Origin of the sequence: Legionella sp. MW5194, from assembly GCF_016864235.1 — a bacterium.
Classification (GTDB): Bacteria; Pseudomonadota; Gammaproteobacteria; order Legionellales; family Legionellaceae; genus Legionella_C.
The window spans coordinates 1282435-1297629 of sequence record NZ_CP045732.1; the positions used below are offsets into that span (position 1 = coordinate 1282435).

The window sequence follows — 15195 nt, forward strand, 5'->3', positions numbered from 1 at the left end:
GGTTAAGCAAGGGCATTGCTTTCATTCAGCACGTTCAGAAATTGAAGCCCATAGTGTTCAAGCTTGTATTGACCGACGCCGGTAATATTGCGTAACTGCATTAAGGTAGATGGTTTTTTATCCACCATTTCCTGAAGTGTCATGTCGCTGAAAATCATAAAGGGTGGTTTGTCTTCTTCCTGAGCGATGTCACGCCGCAATTGGCGTAATTTTTCAAATAGCGGATCGTTAAGCGCAGGGGCAGTTGGTGCTTTTTTACCGGGTTTGGGTGTGGGTAAATCCTTAGCCGGCAAGGTCAGGGAAATCCGCTCTTCGCCTCGCAATACCGGAATGGCTTTTTGCGTAAGGCGCAGCACATTGAACTGGCTGATGTCCTGATAGCAATAGCCTTTGTGAATCAACTGCCAGGCGAGATGCTTCCAGTAGTGCGTGGAACGATCGTGGCCGATGCCATGGGTGGTTAATTGGTCATGGCGAGCCTCTTTGATTTTGTCCGATGTGCCTCCCCGCAGAACCTCAATGGTATAAGTCATACCATAACTCTGACGCAGGCGGTAAATACAGGATAACAGTTTTTGCGCCTCTTCAGTTGCGTCTTCTACGCGGGGAGGATTATCACAGACATCACAGTAATTGCAGGCCGCCGGCGTATTTTCATCAAAGTAATTTAAAAGAATCTGCCGTCGGCAATGGGCTGCCTCAGCAAAAGCGAGCATGTGATTGAGTTTGGCTGTGTCAACGCGCTGCTGATCGTCGTTGTCGGAGGCGGCAATCCAGGCACGAAGCCGTGCGCTGTCTGCCGGATCAAACAGCAGCAAGGCTTGGGCGGGTAGACCGTCCCGACCAGCACGCCCGGTTTCCTGGTAGTAACTTTCAATGCTTTTCGGTAAATCATAATGGATGACAAAGCGTACATTGGGTTTATCAATCCCCATGCCAAAGGCGATGGTGGCTACCACGATATCAATCTCATCATGCCTGAACAGTGATTGCACCTGACGGCGTTCGTCATGACTTAAACCGGCATGGTAGGCGCGCGCCCGCATACCCTCGTCTTTCAGCTTTTCAGCCAGGCGCTCGACCCCATTGCGGGTACTGCAGTAAATGATCCCTGCCTTTTCCGGTTGGGTATGGAGAAATTGCAGCAATTGCCGACCAGGATTATTCTTTAGAAGAACGCGATAATGAATATTGGGGCGATTAAAGGAGGCCACGTAAGCGATGGGATGGTAATGAAGCCTGGCAATGATGTCATGACGGGTCTGTTGATCGGCCGTAGCGGTCAGAGCAATGACGGGCACATGGGGAAAATGGGTTTTCAGCAGGCCCAGCGCACGGTATTCGGGTCGAAAATCATGCCCCCACTGCGAAATGCAATGGGCTTCATCAATGGCAAACAGTGCCAGATCACATTGTTGCAGGCGCTCAAGGAAGGACGGGTGGACCAGACGCTCCGGCGCAATATAAAGTAGATCAAGCGCTTCATGATGCAATTGCGACAGAACCTGTTTGGCTTCTTCCATGGTCAGGGATGAATTATAATACGCTGCACGCACGCCCTGCGCTTTAAGTGCGGCAACCTGATCCTCCATCAAGGCAATCAGTGGAGATACGACGATGGCGACACCGCGGCGAACCAGCGCGGGGATCTGATAGCATAAGGATTTGCCGCCGCCTGTTGGCATCAGCACCAGTAAGTCCTTACCCTGAATGAGGTCGTTAATGATGGTTTTCTGCAAGCCTCTGAAGCTGTCAAAGCCAAAGTATTTTTTTAAAGCCAGCGCAGCGTCGTCAACCTGTGGAGCGAACTTGAGACTCGTTTCCATGTGATTTTTTTTCTTTTTTGATTTCATGAACGCTAAAAATTGGCATAATATCATTTTTTAGAAAGGCCTCCACCATTAAAAATGACGCAATGATGGCGGTTTGGGAAAGCTAAGGATGGGTTATGGATTTTCAATTGACAGACGAACACGTGGCCTTCCGTACCATTGCTGCCGAGTTTGCCCGCAACAGGTTAGCGCCTAACGCCGCTGCCTGGGATGAGCAGGATTATTTTCCAGTTGAAATCCTGCGTGAAGCAGCTGCACTGGGCATGGCAGGGATGGTCGCTGCGGAAGACATTGGCGGGGCAGGTTTAAACCGCCTGGATTCCGCCCTGATTTTTGAGCAGCTTGCCATGGGCTGTGTTACCACCAGTGCTTTTCTCTCCATCCATAACATGGTCACCACCGCTATAGACCGGTATGCGGCCGAACCGTTAAGAAGCACCTGGGGTAAACGCCTGACAGCCATGGAGGTGGTGGCCAGCTACTGTCTGACGGAGCCTGAATCGGGTTCCGATGCGGCGTCTTTAAAAACCCGTGCAGTTAAAGACGGCGATCATTACATTCTCAATGGCGCCAAGGCATTTATTTCAGGTGGTAGTGTCAGCGACATTTACCTGTGCATGGTCAGAACCGGTGACTCCACCCATCATGGTATCTCCTGCCTTTTAGTTGAAAAAGACACGCCTGGTTTAAGTTTTGGTAAGCTCGAAAAGAAAATGGGATGGCGAAACCAGCCCACTTGTATGGTTTATTTTGAAAACTGCCGTGTTCCTGTCAGTCATCTCGTCGGTGAGGAAGGCATGGGATTTAAAATTGCGCTTAATGCTCTAAACGGCGGCCGGGTCAACATTGCCGCCTGCTCGCTGGGCGGAGCGGCTGCCTGCCTGCGGCAGACACGCAACTACATGAATGAGCGTCGGCAATTTGATAAAAAGCTTACGCAGTTTCAGGCGCTGCGTTTTTATTTTGCCGACATGCTGACTGACTTTGAAGCGGCAAGGTTGATGGTGTATCGCGCCGCGGATGCACTCGATAAAAAAGAGGAGCACGCACCCATGTACTGTGCCATGGCGAAACGCATGGCGACGGATACGGCCTTTCATATCAGCGACAAGGCCATGCAGATTCATGGCGGTTATGGCTACCTGCATGACTACCAGATCGAGCGCATCTTTCGTGATTTACGTGTTCACCAGATCCTTGAAGGCACCAATGAAATCATGCGGGAAATCATCGCGAAGTCCACTCTGGACGAAGACTATTCAATCGAATAACAGGAGTTATTATGAATGTAATTGAACAATCATTAGACAGCGACGGTATTCTTACCCTGACGCTTAACCGCCCGGAAAAGCTCAACGCGTTGAGCCAGGACGTGTTATTCCTGTTGTCAGATTTGGTGGCTCATGCCAAAAACAATCCAAAGGTAAACGCGTTGCTGATTACCGGTAATGGCAAGGCCTTTTGTGCGGGGGCCGACATTTCGCGGCTGGCTGAATGCCAGGCTGAAAGCGGTTATCAATTTGCCTGTGATGGTCAGGCTGTATTCAGGCAGTTGGAAACCCTCGGCAAACCCTCGCTTGCTGCTGTCAATGGCTTTGCCTTTGGTGGAGGATGCGAACTCGCCATTTCAGCCACGTTGCGCATTGCCTCGACAGCCGCGAGGTTCGGCCAGCCGGAAGTGAAGCTGGGTGTGATCCCCGGTTATGGCGGTACTCAGCGGCTGGCCCGTTTAATCGGAAAGGGACGTGCCCTTGATTTGTGTTTAACCGGCCGATTCATCGATGCCGAAACGGCGTTGCAATGGGGCCTGGTTAGCGCGGTTACGGAGCCTCACCAACTGTTGGAGGAAGGACGGCAAATCCTGAAAGGTATACTTGGCATGGCCCCTCTGGCAATCCGAAGTGTCATGGAGGTGATTGATCACGGCTACGATTTACCGCTTGGCGAAGCGCTGCATCTTGAAGCGCTGCATTTTTCAAAAGTTTGTGCCAGCGAGGATAAAAATGAGGGGGTTAATGCTTTTTTGAACAAACGCCAACCCGAATTCAAAGGGGAATAGCATGACAGAGGATATCCTGTTTTCAAGGCAGCGTCACTTGGGGCTTATTACCTTAAACCGTCCGGAAGCGTTGAATGCCCTGACTTTGCCCATGATTAAAGCCATGCAGCACCAGTTGCTGCACTGGCAAAAGGATACGTCCATTCATGCCATTGTCATTCAGGCACAGCCTGGAAAAGCCTTTTGTGCCGGTGGCGATGTGCGTTGGTTGTATGAAGCAGGTAAGCGAAACGATCCGGAGCAAATGCAGTTTTTCTGGCATGAGTACCGCTTGAATCATTTCATTCATCATCTGAAAAAACCCTACATTGCCCTGATGGATGGCATAACCATGGGCGGGGGAGTCGGGGTGTCCCTGCATGGCTCCCATCCGGTGGCCAGTGAACGGTTTGTCTTTGCCATGCCGGAAACCGGCATTGGCTTTTTTCCCGACATCGGAGCCAGTTACCTGCTTGCGCGCTGCCCTGGCCAATTGGGGGTTTACCTTGGATTAACCGGCAACCGCCTGAATGCGGAAGAGGCATTAACAATGCAACTCGTTAAACAGCAGGTGAGAAGCGAGCAGTTTCCAGCTTTATTAAATGCCCTCCAAGAAGCGGATTTGTCAGAGGATGCTTACCGGCGCGTTGACGATTGCCTTGGCCGCTTTGCCGCGCGCAGGGGCAATGCTGAGATCGAAAATCATTTGGCGGAATTGGATCACTGTTTTCGCTACCCTCATGTGGAGGCCATCCTGGATTCCTTGCAGGAAGTCGACAGTGAGTGGACCAAAGACCTCGCGTCCAGGTTGCGGGAGAAGGCGCCTTTAAGTTTAAAAATTACCCTGGAGCAAATCCATAAGGCAAAAAGCCTGTCGATGGCGGAGTGCGTTAAAATGGATTATTGCCTGGTCAGCCATTTCATGACCGATCATGATTTTTACGAGGGGGTTCGGGCGTTATTGGTGGACAAGGACAAGGCCCCAAAGTGGCAGCCGGATTGTCTGGAGCGCGTGACTTCGGCCAGAGTGGCGGATTATTTTGAATGCGAAAATGCCCTCGAGCTGATTAATGAATAACGCTCAGAAAGGGCCCGGATCAGGCAACTCCGGATCCGCCGGTTCATCCAGGGGGTTTAACTTTGTTTCCTCTTGTTGAAGGTTTGATGACATTCCTCGGGCAAAAAAAGCGCCGTGCGTTTCAGCCATGTTGGGGGAAAGCAACGATTTTAACCAGCGAAGCATACGGCTGAAGGGATCATTATTACGGTGAGTGGCCAGCAGATCTTGTGCCGTTTTCACCTCGTCACAGAGTTGATGAATGGTGGTAGCCGGTGCCTGAGGTGTAAGAAGGATGTTAATCATCCGGTTTACCACCTTGCTTTTCTGGGCATATAATCCATCCGTCGCATTTTCTTGCTCACCAAACTCGTCTATTTTGTTTTCCTGTTCAAGGTGTTCTTTATAATCACAGAGGATTTCAATCGCCTTAATCAGCTTTTCCGTATGCTGAATAATGCACGCCTGTTGTTTTTCAGAAGTGGTCTTTTGAAGGGCGTCTTTCGCGTGATACAGAACGACCACCATCAGCATTTTTTCCTGCAGTGAAAAGGGATTTCCCAAACAGAATTGTTCAAGATCATCCAGTCTGGATAAGTGCGTGAGAAACAGCTTGTGGGCTGCCAAATCTTCATACTGCAGGGGAATGTGGTGTGCCGGGAAAGAAAACCAGGGTCGCTCAGGGAATAAGTGCATCTGCATGGCTGACACATTCTGCTGCTCCGTATTGCTCTTCAGCTCGTTATTCAAAAAACCAAGCTTCTCAGTATGCTCGTAGAGTTTTTTTTGCAGTAAACCGTCAGGCGATAGATAGAGTTGATGAATCTCAAATAAATAACGTTGGTTTTCATCCGTTTCTGTAAACTCATCGCTTAAAATGTGTGCAGCAAGCTCGGGGGCTGCAAAGGCTAAGGCACAACCAACGTAATGCCTGACTTTGTCAAAATCGGACGATTTGTCAAGGCTTACTGTCTTGCTGCCAATGATGGCATGATCACGTGTTTCGCCCTCAACAACGGATTCAAAAAAAGACGATTCTTCAATGCCAACGGTGTGAGACCTTGCCTGCTCGCGTGCACTATCCGCACGATTATAACAGACCAAATCCAGCATGCCGCCTTTGGCGTAATTGGGGCGTTTTTTATCCGTGACATTCAACACGTTCTCGACATGGGTTTTATAAGTCGATTCGCGAGACTCACGGTGATTGCCCAGGGGGGCCATGATCAGGCTTTGCATGGCCGGAATGCGCCGGCCTTCCTGCCAACAATTCGTTGAAGTCTCATTATCCTGTAACTGATTGCGGGTATTGGCATCAAAACCCGAGATCACCGTATCGGGCAGTTTTTGACACAACGCTTCGTAGCTGGCCGCCTGCACGCGTTGTGCCTGATGAATGTTTGCCCAATCCAGCGCTCGTGTTTCTTCGTTAGCTGAATCAAGATGGGCGCTGGTTAAATCCAGGGTAAATTGCTCATTCTTTTTTTCCACAGTCAGACGAGAGAAAACACCGCCCTTGTTGTAGGCCGAGCCTGAAATCCGTGCGCCTCGACGAATACGAGCCTGGCCATCGGCATTCTTTTTAATGGCAACGTCTTCACTATGGATGGCAAGAATCATAATGCCGGTACGTTTATGAAGTTGGGTTTTCCCTTTGGTGTGCGTAACCATCTGATGAATGGGGGTAACAACGAGGTGGCCTGGAAGGTTCGCCTGAAGTTGCTCTTTTGTTTTTTGAAAGTGGGCTTCCTGGCAAAAAAGGAACGTAATGTCTGTGTTCTGAGTGGCAGCCTGAATGTTTTGTGCGGCGGCCTCGCCGGGAGTGCCATTGCCGCAATTGGCGGTCAGCGCTTTAAAAGTTAACATGCACTTCCTTAGGGCAATTAATACCTGATACCCGGCTATTTTATACCAAATGACTATTAATTGTACATATGATTAGTATAAATCCAAAAGAAAACTTCGTCAGAAAAGGGATAAAATTGTTTGTTCGCGTAATTTCACTTAAAATCCGCAGCATGAATCCATCGCAGGCGAGATTATGACCGATTTTTATCTGGACTTTCGAAAACGAAGGACCTTTGCCATTATTTCCCACCCCGATGCGGGTAAAACCACAGTAACGGAAAAGCTGCTCCTGTTTGGAGGCGCCATTCAGCTCGCAGGAACAGTAAAAGGTCGCAAAGCGGACCGGCATGCCACCTCCGACTGGATGGAAATGGAAAAAGAACGGGGAATTTCCATTACCACCTCCGTGATGCAGTTCGTACACAATGAACATGTAATGAATTTGCTGGATACCCCCGGTCACGAAGATTTCTCAGAAGACACCTACCGCACGTTAACGGCTGTGGATTCCGCACTGATGGTTATTGATGTGGCCAAAGGGGTGGAAGAAAGAACGGTGAAACTGATGGAAGTATGTCGTTTGCGTGATACGCCCATCATGACGTTCATTAACAAACTTGACCGTGAGGGCCGCGAACCCATTTCACTGCTGGATGAGGTGGAAACTGTCCTGGGTATTCAGTGCGCACCGGTGACCTGGCCTGTAGGGATGGGTAAGCGGTTTAAGGGCATTTATCATCTCTACCAGGACACCGTGTACATTTACCAACCGGGTAAAAACACAGAGAAGCAACAGGCCTTGGCAATCAAGGGACTGGATAATCCACAATTGGATGAGCTTTTGGGTGACAGCGCGCAGGAACTTCGCGATGAAATCGAACTGGTCAAGGGCGCTTCCCATGCCTTTAGTCTTGACGATTACCTTTCCGGAAAAATGACACCGGTTTATTTTGGATCTGCAATCAATAACTTTGGAATTAAAGAACTGTTAGATGACTTTGCCCAATACGCACCCGGCCCCATGCCGCGCCAGGCCATGGAAAGAATGGTGCAGCCTGAGGAAGACAATTTCAGTGGCTTTGTTTTTAAAATCCAGGCGAACATGGATCCGAAACACCGCGACCGTATTGCCTTTTTGCGCATCTGTTCGGGTTCGTTTAAAAAGGGTATGAAACTTAGTCATCTGCGCCTTGATAAAGAAGTGCAGATTGCCAATGCCTTGACGTTTATGGCAGGCGATCGCTCGCATGCAGAAATGGCCATGGCAGGGGATATTATCGGTCTGCATAATCATGGCACGATCCGTATTGGTGATACCTTTACGCAGGGAGAATCCCTCAAGTTCACCGGTATCCCCAATTTTGCGCCGGAACTCTTTCGTTTGGTGCGTTTAAAGGATCCTTTAAAGAGCAAGGCCCTGATTAAGGGATTGATTGAATTATCAGAGGAAGGGGCAACGCAGGTTTTTAGGCCTTTAAACAGCAATCAACTGATTTTGGGTGCCGTAGGAACACTGCAGTTTGATGTGGTGGCCCATCGCCTGAAACACGAGTATAAAGTGGATTGTGTTTATGAATCAGTCAATGTCTCTTGTGCCCGCTGGGTTTATGCCGAGGATGAAAAAGCCATGAGCGAATTTAAAATCAAAGCGCATGATTATCTGGCATTGGATGGCAGCGATACCCTCATGTACCTCGCTCCCACACGGGTCAATCTGACGATGGCAGAAGAACGTTATCCCAAAATCGCCTTTTCTGCAACGCGTGAACATTGATCGGATGCCCCCCTCATCGAGGGGGGGATAACGCTTAGGTGGAGCAGGTTGCTTTCACGGTGTGAGGACCATAATTGGTTAATTCCACCTGCGCACCGGAGTCGGCACTGATTTCAATGTGATCACGGTTATGGATGGTAATGACGGTTTGTTGCCCTTTACTGAGCGGCATGCCATTAATTTTACCGGATTTGCTTAATGCCTTAACCAGAATATTATTGCTGGGGTCTTCACTGTGCATGACGCAGGTGGCTGTGACAGTCCAGAAAAAATAATTGGAAAACACTTGCGGGCTATTGGGGGGAAGATCATATTCCACAGTAATTCCTGGGGCAAGCTCATGATGAGCTGCAGCCAGCGAGGAACCACTGAAAAGGGCGCAAGCGGCCAGTAAAGTACACGCTGTTTTTTTAAGCATTGTTGCTCCTTGGTGTCAATTCAGGGAGCTAAGATAACTTTATTTTTATTGTCTGGCAATTAAAGCGACACAACGAGTGGAAGAGGGGCACCTGTGGGGCTCAAAGAAGAATGGTAACATTGCATCAATTTACCCATTGCAGCGCAGGCTCTCCCCACCGAGACGTCAGGAAAAAGTGACCGTCGAGAGCTCCATTTCGTCTGCTGCCCACTCCATTCTCGTGCATGACTTGCGATTATTAATAATACCAAGTTGTCGCTGTGCCCGGCCCTCTTCAAAAAAATTCTGACGCTTTTTTTCCTGGCGTTTTGTTCTTGAGTGCTCACTGCAGGGTTCGCGTGTCGATAAATAATGCAAATAAAATTTTGAGAATGACGAGGATTCCTCTTCGTTAACTTCCTGTTTCCTGGGGCGAGAAATGACTGATTTAACCTGAGCGACAGGCAAACAACTGGAGCCCATGATCGAAAGTAATTGCCCATTTTGGTCGGCTGAAGTCAAACTGCCCTGGTAATAATGGATACGATTTTCCTGAATGGAAGGTAAATTACTCTGAATCAATTTCGCCAAAGCATGGTTTTTTTCCTTGCTACCACAACAGTACAGGTGAAGATCCTGAATTTTGTAGTGAATAAAAACAAAATCACTGCTGAAACGCATCGCCGCTTCTTCCATGGAAATGTTCTCGCTTACATCGAGATTACTGTGATTATACAGCTTCAGTTCATCACTGGAGGAACCATGGGCACAGAGATAGATCGCGGTGGAAGAAGGAATGGCATCATAATCAATTTCGTCCTGATAGAAAATAACCTGAATTGTATTGCCAAAATGGTAGACGTGATTATTTACCCACGCCTTCATTGCAGACGCTAAATCTCCGGCATTAGTTCTAGGGAAAGGTACATACAAAATAATCATAACAACATAGCCAAAATGAGTATGGTGCAAAATTGTACTACCTGTACCTTAACGAAAACTTATCTCAGTGCATTTCCTCCAATGCTTTAGCAATTGATTCCGTCATGACTTTGGCATCGCCAAACAGCATGTAGGTGTTGTCGCGGAAGAATAAATCATTATCAACGCCAGCATAGCCGGCCGACAAGCTCCGCTTGACGAACAGGACGGTTTTTGCCTTTTCGACTTCGAGAATAGGCATACCATAGATCGGAGAATTAGGATCGGTTTTGGCAGCCGGATTGGTAATGTCATTTGCGCCAATGACAAAAGCCACGTCGCAGGTTGAAAAATCCCGGTTAATTTCACTTTGTTCAAACACGCGATCGTAGGGAATGTTGGCTTCAGCGAGCAGAACGTTCATGTGACCCGGCATGCGTCCAGCCACCGGGTGAATGGCAAAGCGGACACGAATATCGCTTTTTTCAAGGGCATCCACCAGTTCTTTTACCGCATGCTGGGCATGGGCTACCGCCATCCCATACCCGGGAACAATAATCACGTCTTTGGCATTGCTGAGCAAAAATGCCGCGTCTTCACCATTGGCCTGGCGCACGTTCTGGTTTTCATGCCGGCTCGCTGCCTGTGCGCTGTCCCCGCCCTGCAAGCCGCCAAAGATGACGTTGATAATGGAGCGGTTCATACCCACGCACATGATGTAACTTAAGATAGCCCCGCTTGCGCCCACCAGTGCGCCGGTGATAACCAGCAGGTGATTGCTTAACGTAAATCCAATACCGGCTGCTGCCCAGCCTGAGTACGAGTTCAGCATGGAAATCACCACCGGCATGTCCGCACCGCCGATGGGAATAATCAGCAACACACCAATTAAAAAAGACAACAGGGCCATGACGATGAACACATGAACGGATTGAGTGGCGATAAACACGCCCAGCAAGGCGACAATCGCCAGACCAATGATTGCATTCACAATACCCTGTCCGGCAAATCGCACCGGTTGACCGGACATTAAACCCTGTAATTTAAGAAAAGCAATGATGGAGCCTGAAAAGGTAATGGCACCGATAATCAGGCCCAGACTCATCTCAACCAGGCTGGTTTTTTCAATGGCACCGGGAGAACCGATGTGAAACGCCGAAGGCGCAAGGTAGGCACAAAAGGCGACCAGCACGGCTGCAAGACCCACCAGCGAATGGAAGCCGGCGACCAGTTGCGGAATGGCTGTCATGTTGATTTTCAAGGCGATGAGGGTGCCGATGAGCCCGCCGGCAATAATCAGACTGATAAGCAGCAGGTGATGGTTAATTGAAGGCATCATCAGGGTTGACCCCACGGCGATAATCATCCCCAAAATACCCAGCATGTTGCCGCGACGTGAGCTGGAAGGACTGGCAAGCCCTTTGAGTGCCAGAATAAAACAAACGGCGGCAATCAAATAAAAAAATGAAATAAGCGTAGTCATGGCACTGTCCTCTTATTTTTTGTACATGCGCAGCATGCGTTGCGTCACGACGAAACCGCCGAAAATATTGATGGCCGTGATAAAAATGGCCAGGCCGCCCAGCACGGTAATGGTCCCCGTCATACGGATGCCTGTAGCAATCAGTGCCCCAAGGATAATGATGCTTGAAATCGCATTGGTGACGGACATCAGTGGCGTATGCAGCGCAGGTGTCACTTTCCAGACGACATAATAACCAACAAAACAGGCCAGCACGAAAATGGTTAAAATGGCCACATAGGCATTGCTTAACGAACTGACTTCAGGCATTGACGGCCTCCTTGGTCTCGGTGGTTTGAAAAGGAAAATAGCGGCCTTCATGGGTTAATGTGGCCTGTTTCACAATCTCGTCTTCGGCATTGAAGGTCAAGGCATCGGGTGCGGTCACCAGCAATTTGAGCAAATTGACCACGTTGTTGGCATAGAGCTCACTGGCTGTGGCTGGAATGAATCCGGCTAAATTGCTGTAGCCTACAATTGTAACGCCTTGATGATGAATCACTTCATCCCGCTGGCTGAGTTCGCAGTTTCCACCCCGCGAGGTGGCAATATCGACAATTACAGAGCCCGGTTTCATCTGATTAACGGTTTCTCCGGTAATCAGCACTGGCGCAGGCCGCCCCGGTATCAAGGCAGTCGTGACAACAATGTCGGCTTGTGTGGCGTATTGATGAATCAGCTCTGCCTGTTGTTTTTTATATTCCTCGCTCATTTCCCGGGCATAACCGCCGCTGGTTTCACTGTCTTCATCGGTGCTGACTTCAATGAATTCCGCGCCGAGGCTTTCAACCTGTTCCTTGGCGGCGCGACGAACGTCAAAAGCATAGACTACCGCACCGAGGCGTTTGGCCGTGGCAATGGCCTGCAAACCAGCGACACCGGCACCAAGAATCAGCACCTTGGCGGGGTGAATCATGCCGGCTGCGGTCATCATCATTGGAATGGCGCGATTAAAATGGGCCACGCCCTCAAGAACCGCCCGATAACCGGCCAGGTTGGCCTGCGATGATAAACTGTCCATGCTTTGCGCTCGGCTGATGCGGGGAATAAGATTCATTGAAAACGCAGTAATGGATTGTTGCTGGCACCACTGCATTAAGGGGCTCTCGGGTTCATTATCGAAAGGCGCTATTAAGAGCGCATTTTTTTTTAATTGCGGCAGGTCGGCCGGCGACGGCACGCTGACGCAAGCCAGAATATCGGCCTCCTGTAAGAGAAGGGCACGATCACTGACAATCACGGCGCCCGCCTCCTGGTAAGCGCTGTCGCTAAAACCACAAGCGGCCCCGACGTTCTGCTCACAGTGAACGGTCAATCCCAATTTCTGGTAGTGCTTGAGACTATTGGGGGTAATGGCCGCACGAGTGTCCTTTGGATGTTCGTTTAAAGCGACAATAATCATGGTAATGTCCATTTCACCTTCGATAATTTATCGTATTGCAATCCATTTGATTTTGCTAGTTTTTTGCGAATAACTTATTTTACCCGCAACGGCCTTTTCCCAAAAACAGGTAATAATTACGCTTGTTGCGGCAATCGGTTTTGTTTAATTTACCGGGTATGTCGCAAGTCCAGTTTTCGCTTATGGGGATACTCTGTTTTTTTGCAGGCATTGCATTTTTTTATTCGCAATCGCTTTATGCACTGCTCGTTGTTTTTTTCGGTTTACTGTTTAAAGCCGGCTGGGGAATCCTTCTCTGGTTTCTGGCGGCCTGCCTTTGGTCCTGGCTTCATCAGCATGTTGTCGCAGACAAAAACATGCCACTGACACCGGTGATACAGCAGGCTCTGATTAAAGGAACGGTTGTTTCCATTCCTGCGGTTCACACGGATAAAACCCAGTTTCAGCTGGACTTAACGGCGATTAACGGTCAACCGGCGAGGGCCCTGATGCTTTTAAATTGTTACCAGCGTTGTCCCGAGGTGCATGCAGGGCAACGCTGGCAATTCCATGCCAAGTTAAAACGCCCGATTAATCTTCGTAACCCGGGTGCTTTTGATTACCGCCGTTGGCTGACGGCACGGCACGTGACGTGGACAGGCTACCTGAAATCAGGCCAATCCCTGTTGATCAAGGAGGCGCCAGCGGACAAACTGCTGGTCTGGCGGGAGCGGCTGGCAGCTAACTTGACGCGCAGTATTCCTCAAGGCGAGGAATTGGGCATTGTTCAGGCCTTGACTCTGGGCGTCACTCATCAGCTGGGTGCTGAGTCATGGGATTTGTTTCGCCGTACCGGGACCACTCATTTAATGGTTATTTCGGGTGCGCACATTGGGTTGGTGGCCGGATTTTGTATGGCGATTACGCAATGGCTATGGCGGCGTTGGGGACGGTTATGCCTTTTCTGTCCATCACAGCAGGCTGGCAGTCTGGCTGGTATGCTCGCGGCGTTCAGTTATGCCTTGCTGGCGGGTTTCGGTGTGCCCGCGCAGCGGTCGCTGGTCGGGACGGTGCTGTTGTTGTCACGCTATTGGTTAAGCCGACAGTTTACCGTCTGGCAGGCATGGCGGTATGGGTTGTTTCTGGTGCTTTTGTATGAACCCCATGCCGTCCTGTTGCCCGGTTTTTACCTGTCGTTCATGGCGGTGGCAGTGTTGATTATCACGCATCGCCGCTATGGGTTAACCGGTATAAAACAAACCCTGACGCTGCAACTGGCTTGTCTTGTCGGATTGATGCCCGTGACTCTGTATTGTTTTGGTTATGGGGCTATCAATGGGTTGCTGGCTAACCTGTTGGCCATTCCCTTAGTCAGCTTTGTTTTAGTCCCTTTATCACTGATTAGTCTGATTATCAGCAGCATTGTTACTTCCTCCTGGTTGATGATGCCGGTTATTGGCACCACTAAACTGTTATTGCTTTATTTGCGCTGGATTGATTCGTTTGCCATGGTCAATCTACAGGTTGGCATTCAGGATATAACCACTGTAGTGATCCTGCTGTTAGTATTGGGACTCTTGCTGGCGCTGCCTTTAAAATTAATCTGGCCTCCCTTGTTTTGCATGCTGTTGGCGGTGTGGGTTCCCAAACCGTCACGCCTTGAGCAGGGAGAGGCCCGTATTGATGTGCTGGATGTGGGGCAGGGGCTCGCCATTGTGGTCAGCACTCGCAAGCATTACCTGATTTATGATACCGGCATGAAATTTTTCCATGGCAGTGACATGGGAAAACTGGCCGTTATTCCTTACTTACAGGCTATGGGCATTCCCCGCATTGATAAAATCATCATCAGTCACCCTGATTTGGATCATCGGGGAGGGCTTGAGTCAATCGAGGAACAGTATCCTGGTGCGGAGTTGCTGGTGGATCGGGTTGATTTTTACCATCGCGGACAAACGTGCCATCACTACCCGGATTGGGAATGGGATGGTATTCAATTCCATTTTTTCTCTGTGTTGCAGCAGTTTAATGACAAGAATAATTCCTCCTGCATCCTTCAGATTAGCCGAAAGGGTCAGCAGGTTTTGCTTACCGGCGACATTGAGAAAAAGGGGGAGGACTATCTGGTACAGAAGTACGCTGCCAGACTTCAGGCCGTTGTACTGGTGGTGGCGCATCACGGCAGTAAAACCTCATCCTCGCCAGCATTCATCAAGCAGGTTAAACCGCGCTTTGCGATTATCTCCGCCGGATTTGATAACCGGTATCATTTTCCTCATGCGCAAACACTGACAACATTGAAGCAGGCGGGAAGTCAGGTGCTGAATACCATGGATTGCGGTATGGTTCGTGTCTTGTTGCAGGAAGGAAAGGAACTTGAACCGGTGTGCTGGGAACCAGAGGCCGGTTAATTATTGTCCATCCG

General features: G+C 49.5%; 12 protein-coding genes. 5 read left to right on the top strand and 7 right to left on the bottom strand.

Going from position 1 to position 15195, the window contains the following annotated elements; translation table 11 throughout:
* Positions 1-2: 2 nt before the first annotated feature.
* Entirely contained in the window at positions 3-1826 is a 1824-nt protein-coding gene (gene recQ, locus GH742_RS06040; RefSeq protein WP_203456869.1) for a DNA helicase RecQ, read from the bottom strand.
* Between the two features lie 122 nt (positions 1827-1948).
* On the opposite strand from recQ, the gene GH742_RS06045 reads away from it, so the two are divergent.
* The 3 genes from GH742_RS06045 to GH742_RS06055 are packed head-to-tail and all read left to right on the top strand — an operon-like array spanning position 1949 to position 4948.
* Positions 1949-3103, top strand: coding sequence for an acyl-CoA dehydrogenase family protein (locus tag GH742_RS06045; protein ID WP_203456548.1), 1155 nt, complete (start codon positions 1949-1951; stop codon positions 3101-3103).
* Between the two features lie 11 nt (positions 3104-3114).
* Positions 3115-3891: an enoyl-CoA hydratase/isomerase family protein gene (locus tag GH742_RS06050; RefSeq protein ID WP_203456549.1), complete on the top strand. Its 777-nt coding sequence runs from the start codon at positions 3115-3117 to the stop codon at positions 3889-3891.
* Position 3892: 1 nt separating this feature from the next.
* The gene (locus tag GH742_RS06055) at positions 3893-4948 is read left to right on the top strand and encodes an enoyl-CoA hydratase/isomerase family protein (protein WP_203456550.1); all 1056 of its coding nucleotides are present in this window, start codon (positions 3893-3895) and stop codon (positions 4946-4948) included.
* A 3-nt stretch (positions 4949-4951) separates the two neighbouring features.
* Here GH742_RS06055 and GH742_RS06060 read toward each other — a convergent pair whose 3' ends face one another.
* Positions 4952-6793 (bottom strand): hypothetical protein, encoded by a 1842-nt coding sequence (locus GH742_RS06060; protein ID WP_203456551.1) that lies wholly within the window; start codon positions 6791-6793, stop codon positions 4952-4954.
* Between the two features lie 175 nt (positions 6794-6968).
* On the opposite strand from GH742_RS06060, the gene GH742_RS06065 reads away from it, so the two are divergent.
* A complete protein-coding gene (locus GH742_RS06065; protein WP_203456552.1) occupies positions 6969-8549 on the top strand; it encodes a peptide chain release factor 3 in 1581 nt (526 codons plus the stop codon).
* A 34-nt stretch (positions 8550-8583) separates the two neighbouring features.
* On the opposite strand, the gene GH742_RS06070 is transcribed toward GH742_RS06065, so the two are convergent.
* The 5 genes from GH742_RS06070 to GH742_RS06090 form a co-directional block, all read right to left on the bottom strand.
* Positions 8584-8967, bottom strand: coding sequence for a hypothetical protein (locus GH742_RS06070; protein WP_203456553.1), 384 nt, complete (start codon positions 8965-8967; stop codon positions 8584-8586).
* Between the two features lie 165 nt (positions 8968-9132).
* Complete coding sequence (locus tag GH742_RS06075) at positions 9133-9831, bottom strand: hypothetical protein (RefSeq protein ID WP_203456554.1); 699 nt, start codon at positions 9829-9831, stop codon at positions 9133-9135.
* A 121-nt stretch (positions 9832-9952) separates the two neighbouring features.
* Positions 9953-11350, bottom strand: a complete 1398-nt coding sequence (locus tag GH742_RS06080) for an NAD(P)(+) transhydrogenase (Re/Si-specific) subunit beta (protein ID WP_203456555.1) — start codon at positions 11348-11350, stop codon at positions 9953-9955.
* 12 nt (positions 11351-11362) lie between these two features.
* Positions 11363-11659, bottom strand: coding sequence for a proton-translocating transhydrogenase family protein (locus GH742_RS06085; RefSeq protein ID WP_108295043.1), 297 nt, complete (start codon positions 11657-11659; stop codon positions 11363-11365).
* Positions 11652-12791 carry a Re/Si-specific NAD(P)(+) transhydrogenase subunit alpha gene (locus GH742_RS06090; protein WP_203456870.1) on the bottom strand — a complete coding sequence of 380 codons (1140 nt, stop codon included), beginning with the start codon at positions 12789-12791 and terminating at the stop codon, positions 11652-11654. The genes GH742_RS06085 and GH742_RS06090 overlap by 8 nt, the downstream gene beginning before the upstream one ends.
* A 158-nt stretch (positions 12792-12949) precedes the next feature.
* On the opposite strand from GH742_RS06090, the gene GH742_RS06095 reads away from it, so the two are divergent.
* Entirely contained in the window at positions 12950-15181 is a 2232-nt protein-coding gene (locus GH742_RS06095) for a DNA internalization-related competence protein ComEC/Rec2 (RefSeq protein ID WP_203456556.1), read from the top strand.
* Positions 15182-15195: the final 14 nt, after the last annotated feature.